Here is a 21,803-nt window from a genome sequence, read left to right on the forward strand (position 1 = left end):
CAGCGGGGGACCACGGGGGCCGAGCTCCGGTGTGCGTCCTGATCGGCACCATGGGCGCCGGGAAGACGACCGTGGGCCGGCGGGTCGCGGCCGCGCTCGGCGTCGGGTTCGCCGACAGCGACGAGCTCGTCGAGGAGCAGGCGGGCAAATCGGTCCAGGACATCTTCGTCGAGGACGGCGAGACGGCCTTCCGCGCGCTCGAGCACGCCACCGTCGCCCGCGCGCTCGGCGAGCACGACGGCGTGCTGTCCCTGGGCGGCGGAGCCGTCCTGGACCCGGCGACGCGGGCACTGCTCGCGCCCCACCCGGTCGTGTTCCTCCGGGTCGGCCTGGCCGACGCCGTCAAGCGGGTCGGCCTCGGCACCGGTCGCCCACTGCTGCTCGGCAACGTGCGGGCGCGGGTCAAGCAGCTCCTCGACGAGCGCACCCCGGTCTATGAGAGCCTCGCCCGGATCACCGTCGAGACCGACGGCCGCGAGCCTGCGGCCATCGCCGCCGAGATCGTCACCGCCCTCGAGGGAGACCGCGCATGAGCGCACCGAACGACAGCGCCGACAGCACCGCAGTCAGCACCGTAGACAGCACCGTACTGCGGGTGGCCACCGCGGCGCCGTACGACGTCGTGGTCGGTCACGGCGTGCTCGACCGCCTCCGCGGGCTGCTGCCGGCCGGCGTGCAGCGCGTCGCGATCATCACGCCGGAGTCGTTGGAGGACCTGCTCGAGCCGTTCGCGGACCTGCTGGAGGGCCTCGACGTCATCGTGCTGCAGGTCCCCGACGGCGAGGAGGCGAAGAACTGGGAGGTCGCCGCGGCCTGCTGGGAGTCGCTCGGTGAGGAGGGGTTCACCCGTTCCGACGCCGTCGTGACTCTCGGTGGCGGCGCGACCACCGACCTCGGCGGCTTCGTGGCCGCCACCTGGCTGCGGGGAGTCGCGGTCGTCCACATCCCGACCACCGTCCTCGCGATGGTCGACGCGGCGGTCGGGGGCAAGACCGGCATCAACACCCCTGCCGGCAAGAACCTGGTCGGCTCCTTCCACGAGCCGGCCGGCGTCCTGTGCGACCTCGCACTGCTCGCCACCCTGCCCCGGGCCGAGATCGTCGCCGGGCTCGGAGAGGTCGTGAAGTGTGGATTCATCGCCGACCCGCGGATCCTCGAGCTCGTCGAGACAGCGGAGCCGGCCGCGCTCACGGCGGACTCGCCCGTGCTGCGGGAGCTGGTGGAGCGGGCGATCCGGGTGAAGGCCGACGTCGTCGCCGGTGACCTCAAGGAGACCGGGGGAGCCGACGGGCACCCCGGCCGTGAGGTGCTCAACTACGGCCACACCCTGGCCCACGCCATCGAGAAGGCCACTGACTACTCCGTCCGCCACGGTGAGGCCGTCGCGGTGGGTTGCGTGTACGTCGCCGAGCTGGCCGCACGCGCCGGAGGGCTGTCGCCCGAGCTGGTCGCGCGTCATCGCGCGGCGTTCGACCGGGTCGGACTGCCCACCTCGCTGTCGGGCTGGTCGGGCGTCGACTTCGACACCCTGCTCGCCGCGATGCGGGTCGACAAGAAGGCTCGCGGCAACCAGCTCCGGTTCGTCGTCCTGGAGGACCTGGCCCGTCCCGTCGTGCTGGCCGGGCCGTCCGAAACGGATCTGCGCGCGGCGTACACGGCGCTGTCGGGTCGGGCAGGATCCTGACCATGGGGAAGCCGGATGTCTACGTCCTCAACGGGCCCAACCTCGGCCGTCTGGGCCGGCGGCAGCCTGAGATCTACGGCAGCACCACCCACCTCGACCTGCAGGACCGCCTGATGCCGGCGTGGGGCAGGGAGTTCGGCCTCAAGATCCACTTCTCCCAGACCAACCACGAGGGTCAGCTGCTCGACTGGCTCAACGACGCGGCCGACCGCGCCTGGCCGGTCGTGCTGAACGCCGGTGCCTGGACCCACTACTCGTACGCGCTCTACGACGCCTGCGCCCAGCTCACCGCACCCCTCGTCGAGGTCCACATCAGCGCGCCGTCGAAGCGCCCGGAGCAGTTCCGGCACACCTCGGTGGTCACGCCACACGCGGCGAAGGTGATCGAGGGCCAGGGCATCGACGGGTACCGGCAGGCGCTCGAATTCATCGCAGCCCGCGGCGCGCACTAGACTCTCCCGCTGGCCCCGGTGCGCCCCGTCTGAGGTGGCGCTGCGGCCACCCGATCTTGACACCTCCAGAGAAGGCTGACGCATGGCAACGACGAACGACCTCAAGAACGGCATGGTTCTCAACCTGGAGGGCCAGCTCTGGCAGGTGGTGGAGTTCCAGCACGTGAAGCCGGGCAAGGGTCCCGCGTTCGTCCGCACCAAGCTCAAGCACGTCGAGTCCGGCAAGAACGTCGACAAGACCTTCAACGCCGGCACCAAGGTCGAGACCGCCACGGTCGACCGCCGCTCGTTCCAGTACCTCTACAACGACGGCACCAACTTCGTCTTCATGGACGTCCAGGACTACGACCAGGTCGAGGTCGACCCGGCGATCGTCGGCGACGCCGCCGGCTTCCTCCTGGAGAACCAGGACGTCATCCTGGCCACGAACGAGGGCCGCGTCCTCTTCATCGAGATGCCCGCCTCGGTCGAGCTGGTCGTCTCCTACACCGAGCCCGGTGTCGTCGGCGACTCCGCCACCGGTCGCACCAAGCCGGCCACGCTCGAGACCGGCGCCGAGATCCAGGTCCCGCTGTTCATCGAGCAGGGCGAGAAGATCAAGGTCGACACCCGCGAGGGCGGCTCGTACCTCTCCCGTGTGAAGGGCTGATCCACCTCGTGGGAGCCCGGACCAAGGCCCGCAAGCGAGCCCTCGACGTCCTCTACGCCGCCGACCTGCGCGGCGAGACGGGCGCCGAGGCGCTGGAGCGGGTCTCCGCCGAGGGCGAGGCCCCGGCGAACCCCTACACCGCCGTGATCGTGCGCGGCGTGAGCGAGCGGCGCGCCCGGATCGACGAGGTGCTCGAGGAGTTCTCCACCGACTGGAGCCTGGCCCGGATGCCCGCCGTCGACCGCAATGTGCTCCGGATCGGCGTCTGGGAGCTGCTGTGGGCCGACGATGTCCCCGACACCGTCGCCGTCACCGAGGCGATGGGCCTGGTCCGCGAGTTGTCGACCGACGACTCGCCGGCGTTCGTGAACGGGGTGCTCGGGGCGATCCAGCGCAAGAAGGCGACACTGGTCTGACCACCTGACCTGGCGCGGTTGGGGACCAAACCGCAACAATTCGGGCCTCGGGCATGCGGTCTGTGCCCAATCGCCGACCTCCCGCCGACCTCCCGACGACCTCTCGACGACCGCCCGGCGACGTCGCGGCCTCCGTCCGCGCCCCTTGGCCCGTCCTTGCCGGCTGTGCCACTGTGGCGCCATGACAGGCCAGCGGGAAGCCGACGTCGTCGTGATCGGACTCGGGCCGGGCGGTGAGCACCTCGCCGCGTCGCTCGCCCGGGCGGGGCTGTCCGTGGTCGGGGTAGACCGCCGCCTCGTCGGCGGCGAGTGTCCCTACTTCGGCTGCATCCCGTCGAAGATGATGATCCGCGCCGCCGACGCGCTCGCCGAGGCCCGGCGGGTGCCGGTCCTGGGCGGTACCGCCGAGGTGCACGCGGACTGGACCACGGTGGCCGACCGGATCCGCGACGAGGCCACCGACGACTGGGACGACGCGGTCGCGGTCGAGCGGCTGGAGCGGGCGGGCGCGCGGTTCGTCCGCGGGCACGGCCGGCTGGCCGGGTCGGGGCGGGTCGTGATCGCCACCGAGACGGGCGACCAGGAGGTCGTCGTGCGCCGGGGCGTGGTGCTCAACACCGGCACCGAGCCCGCGGTCCCGCCGGTCGAGGGCCTGGCCGGCACGCCGTACTGGACCAACCGGGACGCCGTCCGGCTCCGCGAGCTGCCCAGCAGCCTGGCGGTGCTCGGCGGCGGCGCCATCGGGTGCGAGCTGGCGCAGGCGTTCGCCCGCTTCGGGGTCGAGGTCACGGTCGTGGAGGCGGGGGAGCGGATCCTGGGGCCGGAGGAGCCGGAGGCGAGTGCGGTGGTGGCGAAGGCCCTCGCGGCCGAGGGCATCGCCGTCCGGGCGGGCGTCGGCATCGGTTCGGTCGCCCATGACGGCGCCTTCCGCATCGGCCTCGCCGACGGCACCGCGCTGGACGCCCAGGCGCTGCTGGTGGCCGCCGGGCGGCGTACCAACCTCGGGGATATCGGGCTCGACACGCTCGGCCTGGATCCCGGGATCCGCGCGATCGACGTCGACGAGCGGATGCGGGTGGTCGGCGCCGAGGGTCTGTGGGCGATCGGCGACATCACCGGCAAGGGCGCCTTCACCCATATGTCGATGTATCAGGCAAGCGTGGCGGTCCGCGACCTCATCGGCGAGGACGGGCCGTGGGCCGACTACCGCGCGGTGTCCCGGGCGACCTTCACCGATCCCGAGGTCGGCTCGGTCGGGCTGACCGAGGAGCAGGCCCGCGCCGCGGGCCTCCGCGTCGGCATCGGTACGGCGCCGCTGCCGGAGTCGAGCCGGGGCTGGCTGCACAAGGCCGGGAACGACGGCCTGATCAAGGTCGTGGCCGACCTGGACCGCGATGTCCTGGTGGGAGCGACGGCCGTCGGGCCCGCCGGCGGCGAGATCGTCGGGATGCTCGTGACCGCTGTGCACGCCGAGGTCCCGCTCGCCACGCTGCGGGGGATGCACTTCGCCTACCCCACCTTCCACCGGGCGATCGAGACGGCGCTGTCGGACGTGTCCTGATCCCGCGGGGCGGGGTAGGTTGGCGGGCGAGCGCTGCCTATCTCGGAGGTACACGTGCGTCATTCGTCGACCGACCCGTTGTTCGATCCGCTCACCGCCCCGCTCGGCGAGCGCCCGGCCTCCCCGCCGCCGGCGGATCCGGCCCCGGCGCCACCGGCCGACGAGCACACGGCGGTCCGCGGCCTGCATGCCGGCGCCCCCGCACCGGTCGGTCCACCGCCGAGCAGTCCACCGCCCAGCAGTCCACCGCCCGGCAGTCCACCGCCCGGCGCGGCGGGTGCACCCCCGAGCGCACCCGCTCCCACATCGCCGTCGGCCGAGCCGCGGCGATTCATGACCGCAACCGACTTCCTCGACCGGCGCGACCAGGAGTTGGCGCTCGGCGCGGCGACCTGGGGCTGGCGGGGGCGGGTACGCCGCTGGAGCGGTGGCCTGGTGTCGCCCGCGATGGGGCCCAAGGAGCGTGCCTACGAGGCCGACCGGGCAGCGATCCAGAAGGACTTCGACGGCCCGCGGACCATCGCGTTCGTCAACCCGAAGGGCGGCGCGGCGAAGACCACCGGCGTGCTGGCCGCCGGGTACACGTTCGGCACCGTGCGGGGCGGCGGCGTGATCGGCTGGGACAACAACGAGACCCGCGGGACCTTGGGGATCCGCGGTGCGCGCAGCACCCACCGCAACACCACCCGCGAGCTTCTCGACGACCTCGGCCGGTTCAAGGACGTCTACCAGTCCCGGATCGGCGACCTCGGTGCCTTCGTCCGCTCGCAGGGCGACGCGCACTTCGACGTCCTCGCCTCCGATGAGCGGCCCGATGTCACCGGCATCATCCACGCCGCCGACTTCGCCGAGGTCCACCAGCTCCTCGAGCGGTTCTACCGGATCCTGCTGATCGACACCGGCAACAACCTGAGAGCTGAGAACTGGCTCGCCGCCGCGGAGGCCGCCGACCTGCTCGTCGTCACCAGCACGGTGCGCGAGGACACCGGCTACAGCGGCCTGTGGATGCTGGACGCGCTCCAGGACGCGGGGCACGAGAACCTGAAGTACAAGACGATCACGGTGTTGTCGGACCCGAGCCCGAAGGTCGACGAGGCGCTGGCCCGGGACCTGGTCCAAGTCTACGAGCAGCGCACCCGCGGCGTCTACCGGGTCCCGTACGACGCGGCGCTGGTGTCGGGTTCGGTCGTGCCCTACGCCGAGTTGTCCGTCGAGACTCGCCGATCCTGGCTGCGGGCGTGTGCGGCGATGGCGGCGGCGCTGTAGCCGACCGTCGCCCGCCGTGGAGACCCTTCCCTACGCCACGAACCCGCAGGCGAGCTGGCCGATCATCCCCCAGCCGTCCGGCATCGACTCGGCGTACCCGTAGAACGTCACGCTGCCTCCATCGGCGGCGAGGCGGGCCTGGGCGATCGAGTTGTAGTAGACCGAGACGCCCTTGACGTCCGACGGGTCGAGCTTGGTCCAGGTGGCGCCGTGGGTCAGCACCTTCTTGCCCGGCGGGCAGTTCACGACCAGGTCGACCCAGTCGCCGGCGCCGGTGGACTCGGCGCTGGTGCCGGTCACGATCTCGTAGCCGCTGATCCCGGGCGCGCCGGGGGCGCCGGCCGCACCGCGGGGGCCGGCCGGTCCGGCCGCGGCGGCCTTCGCGTCGGCGGACAGGTCGGCGGCGGTGACCTGGCCGTCCTTGAGGTGCTTGCTGCTGATCGCGTTCTTCGCGATCTGCTTCCCGGTGATCTTCCCCGCGGCGTACGCGCCGCCGGACATCGCCACCACGAGCGCGAGCACGGCGACGATGCCGCCGAACAATCCGGGCCTGAATCGGAACATGCGCTCACGCTAGGAGCCGGCTGCGGTCCTCACGTCAGGGTCGGACCCCAACATCTGCCCGCCGCCGGGCGGCGCCGCCGGGTGCCGGGTCAGATCCGCTCGATGATCGTGCCCGTCGCCATCGCACCGCCGGCGCACATCGAGATGAGGGCGGTCGAGGCGTCGCGGCGCTCGAGCTCGTGCAGGGCGGTGGTGATCAGGCGGACGCCGGTGGCGCCGACCGGGTGGCCCAGCGCGATGGCACCGCCGTTGACGTTGACCTTGTCGAGGTCGACGCCGTGCACGCCGGCCCAGGACAGGACGACGGAGGCGAACGCCTCGTTGACCTCGAACAGGTCGAAGTCGCCGATCTCCATGCCGGTCTTGTCGAGCAGTCGCCGGGTGGCGTCGATCGGGCCGTCGAGGTGGAAGTAGGGGTCGGACCCGACGAGGCACTGCGCGACGATCCGGGCCCGGGGCTTGAGGCCGAGCGCCTTCGCGCGGTCCTCGTCCATGATGAGGACCGCGGCGGCGCCGTCGGAGATCTGCGACGAGGTGCCGGCCGTGTGCAGACCGCCCTCGAGCACGGAGCGCAGGCCGGCGAGGCCCTCGGCGGTGGTCTCGCGCAGGCCCTGGTCGGTGTCGACGACGCGGGTCTCGCCGGTCGGCTCGCCGGAGTCGGCGAGCACGGGCGCCTCGATCGCGGCGATCTCGCGCTTGAACCGTCCCTCCTCGACCGCGATCTTGGCCTTGGCCTGGGAGGCCAGACCGAGTGCCTCGAGGTCCGCGCGGGTGATGCCGCGGTGCCGGGCGATCCGATCGGCCGCCTCGAACTGGTTCGGCATGTCGATGGACCAGTCGGCGGGGCGCGGGTCGCCGAGCCCGGGCGGCACGTTCGCGCCGAGGGGGATGCGCGACATCATCTCGACGCCGCAGGCGATGCCGACGTCGATGGTGCCGGCCGCGACCATGTCGTTGACCAGGTGGGCCGCCTGCTGGCCGGAGCCGCACTGCGCGTCGAGGGCGGTGCCGGCGGTCGCCTGGGGGAGTCCGGCGTAGAGCCACGCCCGGCGTACGGCGTCGTTGGACTGCTCGCCCGCCTGGGTGACGCAGCCGCCGATGACCTGCTCGACGAGGGCGGGGTCGACGCCGGCGCGGCGGAGGACCTCGGCCTGGATGAAGCCGAGGGTCTGGGCCGGGTGCAGGCCGGCGAGCCAGCCCTTGCGCTTGCCCAACGGGGTGCGGACTGCTTCGACGATCACGGGGTTGCCCATGCTCGCACCGTAACATCTCACTAGAACACGTTCTAGTGAGACCTGTGCCACGCCGGAAGTCAATCTCACGAAACCCTTTCGTATTGACGCGATGCTTTGTACGGTGGCTCTAGAACGTGTTCCATCCCCCGGCTGTCCCGTAGCGAAAGGTTCGTGGTGTGACCGAGCTCCTCATCCCGACGGATTGGGATCCCACCGATCCCGACATCAACGAAGTCGCCGTACCCCACGAGCAGTTCCGCGCGCTGCGCGCGAGTGAGCCGATCCGCTGGATCGAGCAGGTCCCGGAGGCGCGCGCCGGCTTCCTCGACACCGGCTACTGGGCCTGCACCCGGCACGCCGAGGTGCGCCAGGTCTCCAAGGACAACGAGAACTGGTCGGCGATGGAGAACGGCGTCATCATCCGCTTCGCGCCGGACATGACGCGGGACCAGGTCGAGGTCCAGCGGGCGATGCTGATCCACCATGACCCGCCGGACCACACCAAGATGCGCGGGATCGTCTCGCGCGGATTCACCCCCCGGGTCATCGCCTCGCTCAAGCAGGCCCTCCAGGACCGCGCGTACGAGATCGTCGAGCAGGCCGTCGCGAAGGGCAGCGGCGACTTCGTGGAGGAGGTCGCCTCCGAGCTGCCGCTCCAGGCGATCGCCGACTTCCTCGGCGTCCCGCAGGAGGACCGCAAGAAGCTCTTCGAGTGGTCCAACCAGATGATGGGGTACGACGACCCCGACATCGGCGCGGACCCGGCGGTCGCGTCCATGGAGATCCTCGTCTACTTCGACCAGCTGGCCAACGAGCGGCGCGCCAACCCGCAGGACGACATCGTCACCAAGCTGATCAGCGTCGGGCTCGACGACGACCACGGAGCACTCACCAACGACGAGTTCGGCTTCTTCGTGATCCTGCTGACCGTCGCGGGCAACGAGACCACCCGCAACGCGACCACGCACGGCATGCACGCCTTCTTCGAGAACCCCGACCAGTGGGAGCTGTGGAAGAAGGACCGGCCGGAGACCGCCATCGACGAGATCGTCCGCTGGGCGACGCCGGTCACCGTGTTCCAGCGCACCGCCAAGAAGGACACCGAGCTGGCCGGCCAGGCGATCAAGAAGGGCGACCGGGTCGGCATCTTCTACGCGTCGGCGAACTTCGACGAGGAGGTGTTCGAGGACCCGTTCAAGTTCGACATCCTGCGGGAGAACAACCCGCACGTCGCCTTCGGCGGGCACGGCGCGCACTACTGCCTCGGCGCCAACCTGGCCCGCCTGCAGATCAACCTGATCTTCAACGCCCTCGCCGACCTGGCGCCGAACATCTCCCTCGCCGCGGAGCCGCGCCGGTTGCGGTCGGGATGGCTCAACGCCATCAAGGAGATGCAGGTCAACTACGTCTGACCCGCGGGCGCGCTGTTCAGCGCAGATTCAGGGTGGCTCCGTGACACTAGGCTCGGGGAGCCACCCTGACTGCATTTCCCGGAGGTCGCATGCGTGTCCTGGTCGTCGACGACGAGCGTCGGCTGGCCCGCACCCTCGAGATCGGCCTCGGCGCCGAGGGCTTCGCGGTCGACGTGGCCCATGACGGCACCGACGGCCTGTGGCTGGCGCGGGAGAACGAGTACGACGCGATCGTGCTCGACCTGATGCTGCCCGGCATCAACGGCTACAAGGTGTGCGAGACGCTGCGCCGCGAGGGCAACTGGACGCCGATCCTCATGCTCACCGCCAAGGACGGCGAGTGGGACCAGGTCGAGGGACTCGACACCGGTGCCGACGACTACCTCACCAAGCCCTTCTCGTTCCCGGTGCTGGTCGCGCGGCTGCGGGCCGTCGCCCGCCGTGGCGCCCGGGAGCGCCCGACGGCCCTGGAGGTCGGCGACCTGACCATCGACCCAGCCGCCCGGCGCGTCCACCGCGGCGACGTCGAGGTCGGCCTGACCGCGCGGGAGTTCGCCGTCCTGGCCTTCCTCGCCCGGCACAAGGGCGACGTCGTGTCCAAGCGCCAGATCCTGGACGCGGTCTGGGACGGCGACTTCGACGGCGACCCGAATATCGTCGAGGTCTACGTCCGGCACCTGCGCAACAAGGTCGACCGTCCGTTCGGGCGGCAGGCCATCGAGACCGTCCGCGGTGCCGGCTACCGCCTCTCCGGTGACGGGGGCTGACATGCGCGCCGCCGGCTCGGTGCGGCTGCGCACCACGCTCGCCGCTGTCCTGGTGGTCGCCGTGGCCCTCGTCGTCGGTGTCGCCGCGCTGGTCCTGACCGTGCGCGGGTCGCTGCGCGACGCCGCGGAGACGACCGCCGAGCAGCGGGTCGCGGACCTCGTCGCGCAGGTCGAGGCGAGCGGGCCCCCGCATGCGGCCCCCGACGACGAGACCGACGACGAGACCGACGACGAGCCGGAGGACGTCGTATGGCAGGTGGTCGGTCCGGACAGTCAGCTCCTCGCCGCGGATCCCTCGCTGCGCGGGCGGATCCCCGACGGGGACGACGACACCGTCGAGCTGCCCGGGGCAGAGCACCGCTATGCGGTCGCCAGCGACGACACCGAGGACGGGTCCGTCGTGACCGCCGCCGTCTCGCTGGAGGACGTCGACGAGACCACCGCCGCGCTCGCCGCCCCGCTGCTGCTGGGGGCGCCCCTGCTGCTGCTCGTCGTGGGTGCGACCACGTGGTTGGTCGTGTCCCGGGCGCTGCGGCCGGTCGAGCGGATCCGCGCGGAGGTCGAGCGGATCAGCGGCTCGAGCCTGGACCGCCGGGTGCCCGAGCCCCCGGTCCGTGACGAGGTCGGCCGCCTGGCCCGCACCATGAACCAGATGCTGGTCCGCCTGCAGGGCGCCCGCGACCGCCAGGAGGAGTTCGTCGCCGACGCCTCCCATGAGCTGCGCTCGCCGCTCGCGAGCATCCGGCAGGCGGCGGAGGTCGCCCGTGCCCATCCTGGCGCGTTGCCGGACGGCGAGCTCGCCGCCACGGTCCACGAGGAGGTGCTGCGGATGCAGTCCCTCGTCGACCAGCTCCTCGTCCTCGCCCGGGCCGGTGATGCCCGGGGCCGGGCGCCGTGGGCCGAGGTCGATCTGGACGACCTGGTCCTCGCCGACGCGCGCCGGGTGATCCGCTCCGGTCTCACCATCGACACCCGGGACGTCGGCGCGGGACGGGTCCACGGTGACGCCGTCGCCCTCGCGCAGGTGGTGCGCAACCTCGTCGACAACGCGGCCCGGCACGCCCGTCGCGGCGTCCGCCTCTCGCTGGGGGCGGCGGACGGCGCCGTGGTCCTCACCGTCGAGGACGACGGCACCGGGGTCCCCGAGCGTGACCGCGACCGGGTCTTCGAGCGGTTCGTGCGGCTCGACGACGCCCGGGCCCGCGACGCCGGCGGCAGCGGCCTCGGCCTGGCCATCGTGCGCGAGGTGGTCACCGCCCACGGCGGCTCGGTCGCGCTCGGGCCCAGCGCGCTCGGCGGCGCCCGGTTCGACGTACGGCTGCCCGCCTGAACGGATCTTCAGGTGCCTTCAGGGGACATTCAGCGACCTGCGGGCAGGCTCGGACCGACAACGATCCGAACGAGAGGCAGCTCCCATGAACATCAGCACCCTGCGCCGCAAGCGCGTCATCCTCCCCACCCTCGCCGCGGTCGCGGTGGTCGGCGCCGGTGGCGTCTTCTGGGCCGCGTCGGCCGACGACGTCTCCGGCGACGAGCGTGACCGGGTCGCCGCGGCGGCCGTCGAGGTGGCGGGGGGCGGCGAGGCCGTCGACGTCGAGGAGAGCGACGATCCGGGTGAGGCCTACGAGGTCGAGGTCCGTCTCGCCGACGGCACCGAGATCGACGTCACCTTGGACCGTGACCTCCGGGTCGTGGCCCAGGACCGCGACGACGACAGGGACGACGACAGGGACGACGATCTGGACGACGACACCGGCGTCGACGCCGACGACCGGGTCCTCAGCGACGCGGAGCGGGCCTCCGCCGAGCAGGCGGCACTGGCGGCCGTCGGCGGTGGCACCGTGCTCGACGTCGACCCCAGCGACGACCCGGGCGTCGCCTATGAGGCCGAGGTGCGCGACACTGCGGGCGTGGAGTGGGACGTCGACCTCGACGCCGCCTTCGCCGTGGTCACCAAGGTCGCGGACAACTGAGCGGGGCCCGGGGGCCGGATCGGGGCGGAGGCATGCTCCCTCCGGCGGGCCGGGTGCAGTAGCGTTCGCGGTGAAGGCAGGCCGACATTCAGGAGGTTGCGATGAGCGACGTCAACGCCGACCAGTTCCCCGGGTTCTCGGAGAACCACTACCAGCACGGGATGCACTCCCTCGCGTGGATCTCGCTGTGGCTGATCGTGGGCCTGGGCGTCGCCTGCGGCGCCTTCGGGTTCATCTGGGGCCTGACCCACTGACCCACTGATCGCCTGAGCCGGCCCGGGCGGGCGCCGCGCTCAGGGTGCGTTGGTCCGCCGCACCAGGTCGTCGACGACCGCCGGCAGGCTGGCGCCGCTGCGCTCGTAGGCCGCGCGCTGGCGGCTCGCGCCGCCGGCCGCCAGGACCCGGGGGAGGGCGGCCCGGACGAGATCGAGATCGCCGCTGACCTCGAGTTGCACGCGGGTGTGGTCCAGGAGTCGCTCGAGTACGGCGCGGGCGGGCGCCAGGGCGCCGCTGGGCGGGTCCAGCAGGCGGTCGGTCAGTCCGTACCGTGCTGCCCGCCACCGCGCCGCTCGCAGCAGCTCGGCCCGCCAGGTCCCGGTGGTCAGACCGCCACCGTCGAGTTCGCTGCACACCAGTGCGCGCACCAGGACCGCCAGAAGCGTCGCGTCGTCCGGGTCGGTGCACACGTCGGCGATACGCACCTCGAGGGTCGGCTGGTGCGCGGAGAGTCGTGCGTCGAAGTAGAGCATGCCCGGGTCCATGGCGGCGCCCGACGCGACCAGCTGCCGGCTCAGCGCGTGATAGGCGGTGGCCGACCCGAACGCCTCGGTCGGACCGGCGCTCGGCCACTGCGCCCAGGCCTGCGACCGCCAGGAGGCGTAGTGCGTGTCGCGGCCGTGGTAGTAGGGCGAGTTCGCGCTGATCGCGAGCAGCACGGGCAGCCAGGGCGTGATCGCGTCGATCGCCCGGATCCCACTCTCGTCGTCCTCGATGGCCACGTGCACATGCTGGCCGCAGGTGCCGCCCGGGCGAGCCACCTCGCCGTAGGTCTCGACCATGGCGAGGTACCGGTCGTCCCGGGTCGTCCGGGGCGGCCCACCCGGCAGCGGGACAGCGCCGGAGGCGGCGGTCAGGACGCCGGCCTGTTCGGCAGCGCGCGCCGCCCGTCGACGCAGTCGCACCAGATGCGCGCGCAGCGCGCCGGCGTCGGTCACGGGCGGGGTCCGCGTCTCCAGCTGGTGGGCGAAGAGCTCGTGGTCCAGCTCCTCGGCAGGGTCCCCGCCGTCCCCGCCCGACTCTGCGGCGTACCGCAGCACCTGTTCCGCACGCGGCGCCGCCACCCGGGTCTCCGGGTCGACGAGGATCAGCTCCTCCTCGACGCCCATGGTCCGCTGCTCCATCGCACCCCGCCGTCACGTCGCTGGTGACGGGGCAGTACCCCCGGCGCCCCTTACCAGCCGCCGCCGGGACGGGGCGCGAGCGGTCGGTCAGTCCCGGGCGGTGAGGACGAGCGGGTCGCCCGAGGTGATGGCCACGGTGTGCTCGGTGTGGGCGCCGCGGGAGCCGTCGGCGCTGCGGATGGTCCAGCCGTCGGGGTCGAACACGATCTCGTCGGTCGTGTGCAGGAACCACGGCTCGATCGCGATGACCAGACCGGGCCGCAGCTTGATGCCGCGCCCTGCCCTGCCGTCGTTGGCGACGTGCGGCTCACCGTGCATGGTCCGGCCGACGCCGTGACCGCCGAACTGCAGGTTGACCTTGAGGCCCGCCTCGTGGGCGACGCTGCCGATGGCGAACGAGATGTCACCGAGACGGTTGCCCGCCCGGGCGGCCGCGATGCCGGCGTCGAGGGCCCGCTGGGTGACGTCGATGAGCGCCAGGTCCTTCGGGTCGGGCGTGCCGACGACCACGGACAGCGCCGAGTCGGAGACCCAGCCGTCGACCGAGGCGGCGAAGTCGACGGAGAGCAGGTCACCGTCCCGCAGGGTGTAGTCGTGAGGGAGGCCGTGCAGCACCGCGTCGTTGACCGAGGTGCACAGCACCTTGCCGAACGGGCTGGCGCCGAAGGACGGGTGGTAGTCGATATAGCAGGACTCGGCGCCGGCGTCCTTGATCATCCGGTGCGCGAGCTCGTCGAGCTCGAGGAGGTTGACCCCGACATCGGCCTTCTCGGAGAGGGCCTGGATCACCGAGGCGACGAAGCGCCCGGCGGGGCGCATCTGCTCGATCTGGGTCGGGGTACGAAGCTCGATCACACCCCCAGACTACGGCGCGCCCGCCGACTCGCGTGAGTCGGCGGGCGCGTCCCGGAGGCGCAGGATCAGTTGGTCGGCCTGTCCGCGCCGACGACCCACATCGCGAAGAACTGCGAGCCGCCGCCGTACGCGTGGCCGAGTGCCTTGCGGGCGCCGTCGACCTGGTGCTCGCCGGCCGCGCCGCGGACCTGGAGGGCGGCCTCGCCGAAGCGGAGCATCCCCGAGGCGCCGATCGGGTTCGACGAGAGCACGCCGCCCGAGCAGTTGACCGGGATCCGGCCGGTCATCGCGGTCTCGCCGGCCTCGGTGAGCCTCCAGCCGTCGCCCTCGGCGGCGAAGCCGAGGTTCTCCAGCCACATCGGCTCGAACCAGGAGAACGGCACGTAGATCTCGGCCGCGTCGATCTCGTCGATCGGCGAGGTGATGCCGGCCTGCTTCCACAGCGCGGCCGCGGCGTCGCGCCCGGCCTGGGGATTGACCTGGTCGCGCTCGGCGGCCGTGGTGGCCTCGGAGCGCATCACGGTGCCGTGGATCCAGGCCGGGTTCGGCGAGGACTTTGCGGTGTCCTCGTCGACGATCACCAGGGCGCAGGCGCCGTCGGAGGACGGACAGGTCTCGTCGTACCGGATCGGGTCCCAGAGCATCTGCGACGCCAGCACCGACTCGACGGTCGTGCCCTCGTTGTGGAGGTGCGCGTAGGGGTTCTTCAGCGCGTTGTTGCGGTCCTTGGCCGCCACGATCGCACCGACATGGGTGGGTGCCTGGGAGCGCCGGATGTAGGAGCGCACGTGCGGTGCGAAGTACCCGCCGGCCCCCGCGTGGACCGGCATGTTGAACGGCAGCGGCACCGAGAGTGCCCACATCGCGTTGGACTCCGACTGCTTCTCGTAGGCGACCGTCAGCACCCGCCTGTGGACGCCGGCCTGGACCAGCGACGACGCGACGATGGCGGTCGAGCCGCCGACCGATCCGGCCGTGTGGACGCGCAGCAGCGGCTTGCCGGCCGCGCCGAGCGCCTCGGCGAGGAACAGTTCGGGCATCATCACGCCCTCGAACAGGTCCGGCGCCTTGCCGACGACGATCGCGTCGATGTCGTCGAGCGTCAGGTTCGCGTCGACGAGCGCGCGGTCGATGGCCTCGCGGCACAGGCCCGCCATGGAGACGTCCTCGCGCTTCGCGCGGTGGTGGGTCTGGCCGACGCCGATGATCGCTGCAGGCTGCTTGCCCATCAGATCTGCCTTCCTTCGGTCGAGGCTTCCAGGGTGCAGACGAGGTTCTGCTGCAGGGCAGGACCGCTGGTGGCGTGGGCGAGGGTCTTGTCGGCCTCGCCGGCCCAGATCCTCGTCGCGGCCTCGCCGACGCGGATGCCACCGCCGGAGAACATCGGGTTGCTGGCGAGCGCGCCACCGGAGGGATTGATGACGACATCGTCGCCGAGCCCGAGCTCGGTGCGCAGGATCAGCTCCTGGTGGCTGAACGGAGCGTGCAGCTCGGCCACCTCGACGCCGCCCAGGTCGAGCGCGGCACCGGCCCGCCGGGCCGACGGGCACCTGGTCAGGTCCCGCACGCCCATGCCCATCGGGTCGACGTTGTGGGAGATGCCGGTCAGCCAGGCGGGACGCTCGCGGACCTCGCGAGCCCGGTCGCCGGCCGCGAGCACCAGCGCCGCCACGCCGTCGGTGACGGGGGAGCAGTCGTGCTTGCGCAGCGGGTCGGCATACATCGGGCGCGCGAGCAGTTCCTCGACGGACGAGCCGCCCTTGCGGATGGCATGCTCGTTCTTCTCCGCGTCGGTCAGCGAGCGGTTGGCGACCTCGGCCATGGCGCGCTCGTCCCACAGGCCAGCATCGATGCCGACACGGGCCTGGAGACCGGCGAGGGACACGGTGTCGGGCCACAGGGGCGTCATCGTGTAGGGCTCGAGCTGCAGGGCGAGGGTGCGGCGCAGCACGCCGGCCGAGCTCTTGCCGAAGGCGTAGACGAGGGCGGTGTCGACCTCGCCGGTCTGGATCTTGATCCACGCCTCGTACATGGCCCACGCGAGGTCCATCTCCACGTGCGACTCGTTGACCGGCGGGATGACGCCGATGGCATCGACCGCCTGGACGAACGAGAACGAGCGGCCGGCCAGGTAGTCGGAGGAGCCGGAGCACCAGAACCCGACGTCCTTGCGGGTCCAGCCGGTCTGCTCGTAGAGCTCCCTGAAGACCGGGACCAGGAGCTCGACGCAGGTCGGTGACCCGTCGAACTGGGGCATCTGTCGCTGGGCGAACCCGACGACGGCGACGTCACGCATCTGTCCGTCTCTCCCGTCTCAGAGGTGGTGCTGGTAGGTGTCGAAGTCGGCGTCCGGGTCGCCGGTCGGCGCGAAGTGGTCGATGTTCTCCAGGGAATAGGCCCACTCCTCCTCCGGCTTCCAGACGGCCTTGACCCGCATGCCCATCCGCACCTCCTCGGCGGGGACGCCGAGGATGAGGTGCAGCAGCGCGATGTCGGCGCCGTCGAGGAGGACGTACGCCGAGACGTACGGCGGAGTGATCTTCTGGCCGAGGAAGGGCACGTTGACCACGCAGAAGGTCGTGATCGTGCCGGTCTGCGCGAGCTCGACCTCCTCGGCGGTCGGCGTGCCGTCGGAGGGGCAGGCGCTGCGTGGCGGGACGTAGACCTTCTGGCAGGTCGGGCAGCGCTGGCCCATGATGCGGCCCTCGTTGAGGCCGCGGTAGAACAGCGACTCCTCCGGGGAGGCGGCGTACTGGTAGTCGAGCGAGACGGGGGTGACCACGCCGGTGACCGGCTCGTCGCCGGCTGCCGGGGGGACCGCGGTCTGGCTCTCGCCGGGTGCGAGCGGCTCGAAGCAGGCGATGTCGTTGATGTGGCCGACGCGCTCCGCCGCCCAGCGCACCCGCACCCGCATGCCGGTCGTGACCTCGGCCGGCGAGGAGACGTCCAGGGCGTGCAGGAGCGGCACGTCGGCTCCGTCGAGGGTGACCAGCGCGAAGGCGAACGGACGGTCGAACGGCTGGTCCTTCACCGGCTCGGGAACCCAGGTCCAGGACGTGACCGTGCCGACGGAGGAGACCTCCACGAACTCGGTCGTCGCCTCGTGGGTCACGGGGTCGAACTCGAGCGGCGGCACCACGACCTGGCCGGCCGAGGTCCGTCCGCCCACGACCACCCCGTCGCGGAGGCCGGAGAGGAAGCGGCCGACGACGGGCCCGGTGGATCGCGTGTAGTCGAAGGCGACCGTGACCGGCGCCGAGAGGGTGCGACTCATGATCCGAAGTGAAACATGTTCTGCTCAAAAGTGAAACACGTTCTAGAAACGTGTCCGCGGGCCGGGCATGATGCAGTCATGAAACTGGGCTTGCAGCTGGGGTACTGGTCCGCGCAACCGCCGCACGGGGTCGGCGAGCTGGTCGCGGCGGCGGAGAGCGCGGGCTTCGACGCGATCTTCACCGCCGAGGCCTGGGGGAGTGACGCGTTCACGCCGTTGGCCTGGTGGGGCCGCGAGACCTCGCGCGTCCGGCTCGGCACGTCGATCGTGCAGATGTCCGGACGGACGCCGACGTCGATCGCCATGCACGCGCTCACTCTCGACCACCTCACCGGAGGGCGGGTCATCCTCGGCATGGGCGTCAGCGGGCCCCAGGTCGTCGAGGGCTGGTACGGCGTCCCGTTCTCCAAGCCGCTGGCCCGCACCCGCGAGGTGGTCTCGATCATCCGCCAGGTGCTGGCCCGCGAGGCCCCGGTGACCAACGCCGGCCCCCATCACCCGCTGCCCTACGCCGGCCCGGGCGCGGTCGGCCTCGGCAAGCCGCTCAAGCCGATCGTGCACCCGCTGCGCGCCGACCTGCCCATCTGGCTGGGCGCCGAGGGTCCCAAGAACGTCGCCCAGACCGCCGAGATCGCCGACGGATGGATCCCGATCTTCTACACGCCCCGGAGTGCGGGGATGTACCAGCCGTGGCTGGACGAGGGCTTCGCTCGCCCGGGCGCGCGTCGTACTCGAGCCGACTTCGAGATCGCCGCCACCTGTCACCTCCAGGTCGTCGAGAACGCCGAGCAGAAGCAGGCGGTCGTCGACGGGATGAAGCCGTTCGTCTCCCTCTACATGGGCGGCATGGGCGCCAAGGAGCAGAACTTCCACAAGCAGGTCTTCACCCGGATGGGCTACGGCGAGCTGGCCGACGAGGTGCAGGAGCTCTACCTGTCCGGCGAGAAGGACAAGGCCACCGCGCTCATCCCCGACGAGCTGGTCGACGACATGCACATCATCGGCACGCCCGGCGAGGTGCGCGAGCGGGTCGCCCAGTGGGAGGAGACCGGCGTCACGACGCTGCTGCTGTCGTGCCGCAGTGCCGACGAGATCCGGGGGATCGCGGAGCTGCTCGCCTGATCTTCACGCGGCGGACGCGGTCCGGCCCCTGTTGCTCGTCGGCGGTGCGGGCTACCGTCCTCTTCCATGAGGCGCGAGCCGCACGAGAACGTCGCCACGGTCCTGGTCGATCCGGTCCTGCTGCCGGAGCTCGAGCTGGAGCTGGTCGAGCTCGACCTGTGGGTGTGGCCGGTGCGCTCGGCGCCGATCTGCCTCGACGGGCCGCGCGCGGAGTTCCAGGTGCGCCGACGCCTGGTCGAGGCCCAGCGCGGCGCCTGGGACTGCGCGGAGGCATGGGTGCCGGTGTGGATCAGCTTCGGCGAGCGCTGGGTCCACGGCGACGACCCGCTGCCGTGGTCCGCGCACCGTGCGCTGTGGCAGGTGCTCGACGCCCATGCCGACCAGGTCCGCTTCCACCGCCGCCTGGGCGGGGTGCGGCCGCTGATCGCGCCCGTCGAGCGGCGCCCGGCGAGCTGAGCTATCGAGCTGAGCTATCGAGCCTGAGCTATTCGGTCTCGAGCGGGTAGCCGCGGGAGGCGAAAGCCAGCTTCACCCGCTCCCGCCCGGCTTCGACCGGCTTCTCGAACAGGCGGCGTCCGTCGGTGCCGTCGATGACGATCTTCTTGCCCTCGAGGTGGATGCCGACGATGGCCTCGCGGGGGAGCCGGCGCCGATCCTGGTCGTGGACGACCACGACGGCGTCGTCGTGCACCTCCAGGTGCCACTCGTCGACGAGGGTGAGCAGGGCGACGACCAGTCCGGCGACGAGGCCGAGTGCCACTCGGGCCGCCCACGCCCAGGGCTGGTCGAAGCCGCCGACCCAGCGCAGCGGCTCCTTGAACGGCACGAACGGGACGTCGGCGAGCCAGCGGGCCAGCAGCGGACCGAGGGTCAGGATCAGGATGCCCCCGGCCGCGCAGATCGCATAGGTCCAGATCTTGTCCTCGCGGCTCGAGCCCAGGTCGTCGTACGGCATGGGGCGACGGTAGGGCGCGCCGCGCGCCGGCCACATCGGACGGCGGTATCCGGCGGCCCCGACCAAGGTAGGGTCCTTGCCCACAAATAGAACACGTTCTACTGTGAGTCTGTGACCGACACGCTCCGGACCCCCGCTCACAACGGCCACCTCATGGTTGCCGCGCTCAGGCGCCACGCGCACCGCCCGATCGTGCACCTGGGCGACGTCACCTTGACGGGCAAGGAGACCGCGGACCGGATCTCGCAGTACATCCAGGCCTTCGAGTCCCTCGGCGCCGGGCGCGGTACGCCGGGCGCGCTGCTCGCGCTGAACCGGCCGGAGGTGCTGTTCATCCTCGGCGCCGGGCAGACCCAGGGCTTCCAGCGCACCTCGCTGCATCCGCTCGGCTCGGCCGACGACCACGCCTACGTCATCAACGACGCCGGCATCACGACGCTGGTCATCGACCCGTACTTCGCCGGTCGTGCCGTCGAGCTGCTCAGCAAGTGCCCGGGCCTCAAGCAGGTGCTGACCATCGGGCCGGTCCCGGCGGAGCTCGCGGAGGTCGGCACCGACCTGACCGAGGTGGCCGCCTCGTTCGAGCCGCAGCCCTTCCAGGCGGCCCTCCTCGAGCCCGACCACATCACCTCGATCACCTACACCGGTGGCACCACCGGCAAGCCGAAGGGCGTCATCGGCACGGTCCGCGCCTTCTCCACGATGGCGCAGATCCAGATGGCGGAGTGGGAGTGGCCCGAGGAGCCCCGGTTCCTCATGTGCACGCCCCTGTCCCACGCGGGTGCTGCGTTCTTCGTCCCGGTCGTGCTCAAGGGCGGCACTCTGTTCGTCTCCTCGCGATTCGACCCCGCGGAGGTGCTGCAGACGATCGAGGAGAAGCGGATCAACTCGCTGATGCTCGTCCCCACGATGCTCTACGCGCTGATGGACCACCCGGACGCGCGCACCCGCGACCTGTCCTCGCTCGAGACCGTCTACTACGGCGCCTCCGCGATCAACCCGGTCCGGCTCAAGGAGGCGATCGAGCGGTTCGGCCCGATCTTCGCCCAGTACTACGGGCAGTCCGAGGCCCCGATGGTGATCAGCTACTTCCCGAAGGGCGACCACGTCGATGCCGCCGGGGCACCCGTCGAGTCCCGGCTCACCTCCTGCGGCCGGCCCTCGGCGTACCTGCGCGCGGCCCTGCTCGACGAGTCCGGCAACCCGGTCGCCCCGGGCGAGCCGGGAGAGATCTGCGTCGCCGGACCGCTGCTCTCGGCCGGCTACTGGCAGCTGCCCGAGGCGACCGCCGAGACCTTCCGCGACGGCTGGATGCACACCGGCGACGTGGCGCGCGAGGACGAGGACGGCTTCTGGTACATCGTGGACCGCACCAAGGACATGATCGTGACCGGTGGCTTCAACGTCTTCCCACGCGAGGTCGAGGACGTCATCGCCGAGCACCCGGCGATCGCCCAGGTCGGCGTCATCGGCACGCCGCATGAGAAGTTCGGCGAGGCGGTCACCGCGGTCGTCGTCCTGCGCGAGGGCTTCGAGCTCACCGACGGCGTCGTCGCGGAGATCAAGGACGCCGTCAAGGAGCGCAAGGGCTCGGTCCAGGCGCCGAAGGACGTCCTCGCGGTCGACGCGCTGCCGCTCACCGCCCTCGGCAAACCCGACAAGAAGGCGCTGCGCGCCCGCTTCTGGACGGGGGAGCGCAGCGTAGGCTGACGCCCATGCGATCCGTCTCTCGGGCCCTCGTCGTCGGGTGCGCCACCCTGGCCCTGCTGCTCACCTCCGCTCCCGCTCCGACCGGGGCCGCGGTCGGCTCCGTGGCCGGCTCCGCGCCGAAGGGGCCGGGGGGCAGCTATGCCGGGGCCGAGACCCCGACAGAGCCCAACCCGCTCGACCGCCTGGAGATCGACTTCGAGGTGACCGAGAACGGTCGCAAGGTCAAGAACTGGCAGGTCCTGATGAACGTGGTCTGCGGGCTCGACGTCAGGACGATCGTGCAACCCATGGCGACCATGAAGGTCAAGAAGAACGGCCGCTTCCACGGCGTGGACGCGGGCGTCTACAACGGGACCGAGTACCGCGTCGAGGTCAGCGGGAAGCTGGTCGCGAAGAAGCGCAAGGTCAAGGCCGGCACCTTGTCCTACAAGGTCGGCTGGTGTCAACGCGGCACCGGCCCGAGCGGTCCGCTCGACTGGACGGCGAAGCGCACCGGTCGCTGACCGCC

24 protein-coding genes are annotated in these 21,803 nt (G+C 71.6%); 16 read left to right on the plus strand and 8 right to left on the minus strand.

The features are described from left to right. Positions 1–50: 50 nt before the first annotated feature. The 7 genes from QJ852_13080 to QJ852_13110 all read left to right on the plus strand — a co-directional run bounded on the left by QJ852_13080 (position 51) and on the right by QJ852_13110 (position 6,028). Entirely contained in the window at positions 51–533 is a 483-nt protein-coding gene (locus QJ852_13080; protein WGX99462.1) for a shikimate kinase, read from the plus strand. Beyond that, positions 530–1,684: a 3-dehydroquinate synthase gene (aroB, locus tag QJ852_13085; GenBank protein WGX99344.1), complete on the plus strand. Its 1,155-nt coding sequence runs from the start codon at positions 530–532 to the stop codon at positions 1,682–1,684. The genes QJ852_13080 and aroB overlap by 4 nt, the downstream gene beginning before the upstream one ends. A gap of 2 nt (positions 1,685–1,686) precedes the next feature. Then, entirely contained in the window at positions 1,687–2,136 is a 450-nt protein-coding gene (locus tag QJ852_13090; GenBank protein ID WGX99345.1) for a type II 3-dehydroquinate dehydratase, read from the plus strand. 82 nt (positions 2,137–2,218) lie between these two features. Then, positions 2,219–2,785, plus strand: coding sequence for an elongation factor P (gene efp / locus QJ852_13095; GenBank protein ID WGX99346.1), 567 nt, complete (start codon positions 2,219–2,221; stop codon positions 2,783–2,785). 8 nt (positions 2,786–2,793) lie between these two features. Beyond that, complete coding sequence (nusB, locus tag QJ852_13100; GenBank protein ID WGX99347.1) at positions 2,794–3,201, plus strand: transcription antitermination factor NusB; 408 nt, start codon at positions 2,794–2,796, stop codon at positions 3,199–3,201. Positions 3,202–3,382: 181 nt separating this feature from the next. Beyond that, a complete protein-coding gene (locus QJ852_13105; GenBank protein ID WGX99348.1) occupies positions 3,383–4,762 on the plus strand; it encodes an NAD(P)/FAD-dependent oxidoreductase in 1,380 nt (459 codons plus the stop codon). A 333-nt stretch (positions 4,763–5,095) separates the two neighbouring features. Continuing rightward, positions 5,096–6,028: a hypothetical protein gene (locus QJ852_13110; protein WGX99349.1), complete on the plus strand. Its 933-nt coding sequence runs from the start codon at positions 5,096–5,098 to the stop codon at positions 6,026–6,028. A 30-nt stretch (positions 6,029–6,058) separates the two neighbouring features. Here QJ852_13110 and QJ852_13115 read toward each other — a convergent pair whose 3' ends face one another. Next, entirely contained in the window at positions 6,059–6,592 is a 534-nt protein-coding gene (locus QJ852_13115; protein WGX99350.1) for a hypothetical protein, read from the minus strand. 89 nt (positions 6,593–6,681) lie between these two features. Next, positions 6,682–7,845: a steroid 3-ketoacyl-CoA thiolase gene (locus tag QJ852_13120; GenBank protein ID WGX99351.1), complete on the minus strand. Its 1,164-nt coding sequence runs from the start codon at positions 7,843–7,845 to the stop codon at positions 6,682–6,684. 158 nt (positions 7,846–8,003) lie between these two features. Here QJ852_13120 and QJ852_13125 point away from each other — a divergent pair, with 158 nt between their 5' ends. The 5 genes from QJ852_13125 (at position 8,004) to QJ852_13145 (ending at position 12,233) form a co-directional block, all read left to right on the plus strand. After that, a complete protein-coding gene (locus tag QJ852_13125) occupies positions 8,004–9,239 on the plus strand; it encodes a cytochrome P450 (protein WGX99352.1) in 1,236 nt (411 codons plus the stop codon). 89 nt (positions 9,240–9,328) lie between these two features. Continuing rightward, on the plus strand, positions 9,329–10,006 hold the full coding sequence (locus QJ852_13130; protein WGX99353.1) for a response regulator transcription factor: 678 nt from the start codon (positions 9,329–9,331) through the stop codon (positions 10,004–10,006). Beyond that, positions 9,993–11,336 (plus strand): HAMP domain-containing sensor histidine kinase, encoded by a 1,344-nt coding sequence (locus tag QJ852_13135; protein ID WGX99354.1) that lies wholly within the window; start codon positions 9,993–9,995, stop codon positions 11,334–11,336. The genes QJ852_13130 and QJ852_13135 overlap by 14 nt, the downstream gene beginning before the upstream one ends. A gap of 85 nt (positions 11,337–11,421) precedes the next feature. Continuing rightward, complete coding sequence (locus QJ852_13140) at positions 11,422–11,979, plus strand: hypothetical protein (GenBank protein ID WGX99355.1); 558 nt, start codon at positions 11,422–11,424, stop codon at positions 11,977–11,979. Between the two features lie 101 nt (positions 11,980–12,080). Then, a complete protein-coding gene (locus QJ852_13145; protein ID WGX99356.1) occupies positions 12,081–12,233 on the plus strand; it encodes a hypothetical protein in 153 nt (50 codons plus the stop codon). Positions 12,234–12,272: 39 nt separating this feature from the next. On the opposite strand, the gene QJ852_13150 is transcribed toward QJ852_13145, so the two are convergent. From QJ852_13150 to QJ852_13170, 5 genes are all read right to left on the minus strand, one after another. Beyond that, positions 12,273–13,379: a glutamate--cysteine ligase gene (locus tag QJ852_13150; GenBank protein ID WGX99357.1), complete on the minus strand. Its 1,107-nt coding sequence runs from the start codon at positions 13,377–13,379 to the stop codon at positions 12,273–12,275. An 87-nt stretch (positions 13,380–13,466) separates the two neighbouring features. Further along, complete coding sequence (map, locus tag QJ852_13155; protein WGX99358.1) at positions 13,467–14,234, minus strand: type I methionyl aminopeptidase; 768 nt, start codon at positions 14,232–14,234, stop codon at positions 13,467–13,469. Between the two features lie 65 nt (positions 14,235–14,299). Beyond that, positions 14,300–15,463: a thiolase domain-containing protein gene (locus tag QJ852_13160; protein WGX99359.1), complete on the minus strand. Its 1,164-nt coding sequence runs from the start codon at positions 15,461–15,463 to the stop codon at positions 14,300–14,302. Beyond that, complete coding sequence (locus tag QJ852_13165) at positions 15,463–16,530, minus strand: thiolase domain-containing protein (protein WGX99360.1); 1,068 nt, start codon at positions 16,528–16,530, stop codon at positions 15,463–15,465. The genes QJ852_13160 and QJ852_13165 overlap by 1 nt, the downstream gene beginning before the upstream one ends. 18 nt (positions 16,531–16,548) lie before the next feature. Next, a complete protein-coding gene (locus QJ852_13170) occupies positions 16,549–17,508 on the minus strand; it encodes an OB-fold domain-containing protein (GenBank protein ID WGX99361.1) in 960 nt (319 codons plus the stop codon). A gap of 78 nt (positions 17,509–17,586) precedes the next feature. On the opposite strand from QJ852_13170, the gene QJ852_13175 reads away from it, so the two are divergent. Beyond that, entirely contained in the window at positions 17,587–18,630 is a 1,044-nt protein-coding gene (locus QJ852_13175) for an LLM class F420-dependent oxidoreductase (protein WGX99362.1), read from the plus strand. Positions 18,631–18,696: 66 nt separating this feature from the next. Then, complete coding sequence (locus QJ852_13180) at positions 18,697–19,086, plus strand: hypothetical protein (GenBank protein ID WGX99363.1); 390 nt, start codon at positions 18,697–18,699, stop codon at positions 19,084–19,086. A 28-nt stretch (positions 19,087–19,114) separates the two neighbouring features. Here QJ852_13180 and QJ852_13185 read toward each other — a convergent pair whose 3' ends face one another. After that, positions 19,115–19,585: a hypothetical protein gene (locus QJ852_13185; protein ID WGX99364.1), complete on the minus strand. Its 471-nt coding sequence runs from the start codon at positions 19,583–19,585 to the stop codon at positions 19,115–19,117. 111 nt (positions 19,586–19,696) lie between these two features. On the opposite strand from QJ852_13185, the gene fadD8 reads away from it, so the two are divergent. Further along, positions 19,697–21,295 carry a fatty-acid--CoA ligase FadD8 gene (gene fadD8, locus QJ852_13190; protein ID WGX99365.1) on the plus strand — a complete coding sequence of 533 codons (1,599 nt, stop codon included), beginning with the start codon at positions 19,697–19,699 and terminating at the stop codon, positions 21,293–21,295. A 5-nt stretch (positions 21,296–21,300) separates the two neighbouring features. Beyond that, entirely contained in the window at positions 21,301–21,798 is a 498-nt protein-coding gene (locus QJ852_13195; GenBank protein ID WGX99366.1) for a hypothetical protein, read from the plus strand. Positions 21,799–21,803: the final 5 nt, after the last annotated feature.

The sequence above is a fragment of the Nocardioides sp. L-11A genome, assembly GCA_029961745.1.
In the GTDB taxonomy this organism is placed as follows: Bacteria; Actinomycetota; Actinomycetes; order Propionibacteriales; family Nocardioidaceae; genus Nocardioides.

Bases quoted from the DNA above. Each gene is read 5' to 3' on its own strand.
- QJ852_13080 (WGX99462.1), top strand. From the start codon at position 51: ATGGGCGCCGGGAAGACGACCGTGGGCCGGCGGGTCGCGGCCGCGCTC.
- aroB (WGX99344.1), top strand. From the start codon at position 530: ATGAGCGCACCGAACGACAGCGCCGACAGCACCGCAGTCAGCACCGTA.
- QJ852_13090 (WGX99345.1), top strand. From the start codon at position 1,687: ATGGGGAAGCCGGATGTCTACGTCCTCAACGGGCCCAACCTCGGCCGT.
- efp (WGX99346.1), top strand. From the start codon at position 2,219: ATGGCAACGACGAACGACCTCAAGAACGGCATGGTTCTCAACCTGGAG.
- QJ852_13105 (WGX99348.1), top strand. From the start codon at position 3,383: ATGACAGGCCAGCGGGAAGCCGACGTCGTCGTGATCGGACTCGGGCCG.
- QJ852_13110 (WGX99349.1), top strand. From the start codon at position 5,096: ATGACCGCAACCGACTTCCTCGACCGGCGCGACCAGGAGTTGGCGCTC.
- QJ852_13115 (WGX99350.1), bottom strand. From the start codon at position 6,592: ATGTTCCGATTCAGGCCCGGATTGTTCGGCGGCATCGTCGCCGTGCTC.
- QJ852_13120 (WGX99351.1), bottom strand. From the start codon at position 7,845: ATGGGCAACCCCGTGATCGTCGAAGCAGTCCGCACCCCGTTGGGCAAG.
- QJ852_13130 (WGX99353.1), top strand. From the start codon at position 9,329: ATGCGTGTCCTGGTCGTCGACGACGAGCGTCGGCTGGCCCGCACCCTC.
- QJ852_13140 (WGX99355.1), top strand. From the start codon at position 11,422: ATGAACATCAGCACCCTGCGCCGCAAGCGCGTCATCCTCCCCACCCTC.
- QJ852_13145 (WGX99356.1), top strand. From the start codon at position 12,081: ATGAGCGACGTCAACGCCGACCAGTTCCCCGGGTTCTCGGAGAACCAC.
- QJ852_13150 (WGX99357.1), bottom strand. From the start codon at position 13,379: ATGGAGCAGCGGACCATGGGCGTCGAGGAGGAGCTGATCCTCGTCGAC.
- QJ852_13160 (WGX99359.1), bottom strand. From the start codon at position 15,463: ATGGGCAAGCAGCCTGCAGCGATCATCGGCGTCGGCCAGACCCACCAC.
- QJ852_13165 (WGX99360.1), bottom strand. From the start codon at position 16,530: ATGCGTGACGTCGCCGTCGTCGGGTTCGCCCAGCGACAGATGCCCCAG.
- QJ852_13170 (WGX99361.1), bottom strand. From the start codon at position 17,508: ATGAGTCGCACCCTCTCGGCGCCGGTCACGGTCGCCTTCGACTACACG.
- QJ852_13175 (WGX99362.1), top strand. From the start codon at position 17,587: ATGAAACTGGGCTTGCAGCTGGGGTACTGGTCCGCGCAACCGCCGCAC.
- QJ852_13180 (WGX99363.1), top strand. From the start codon at position 18,697: ATGAGGCGCGAGCCGCACGAGAACGTCGCCACGGTCCTGGTCGATCCG.
- QJ852_13185 (WGX99364.1), bottom strand. From the start codon at position 19,585: ATGCCGTACGACGACCTGGGCTCGAGCCGCGAGGACAAGATCTGGACC.
- QJ852_13195 (WGX99366.1), top strand. From the start codon at position 21,301: ATGCGATCCGTCTCTCGGGCCCTCGTCGTCGGGTGCGCCACCCTGGCC.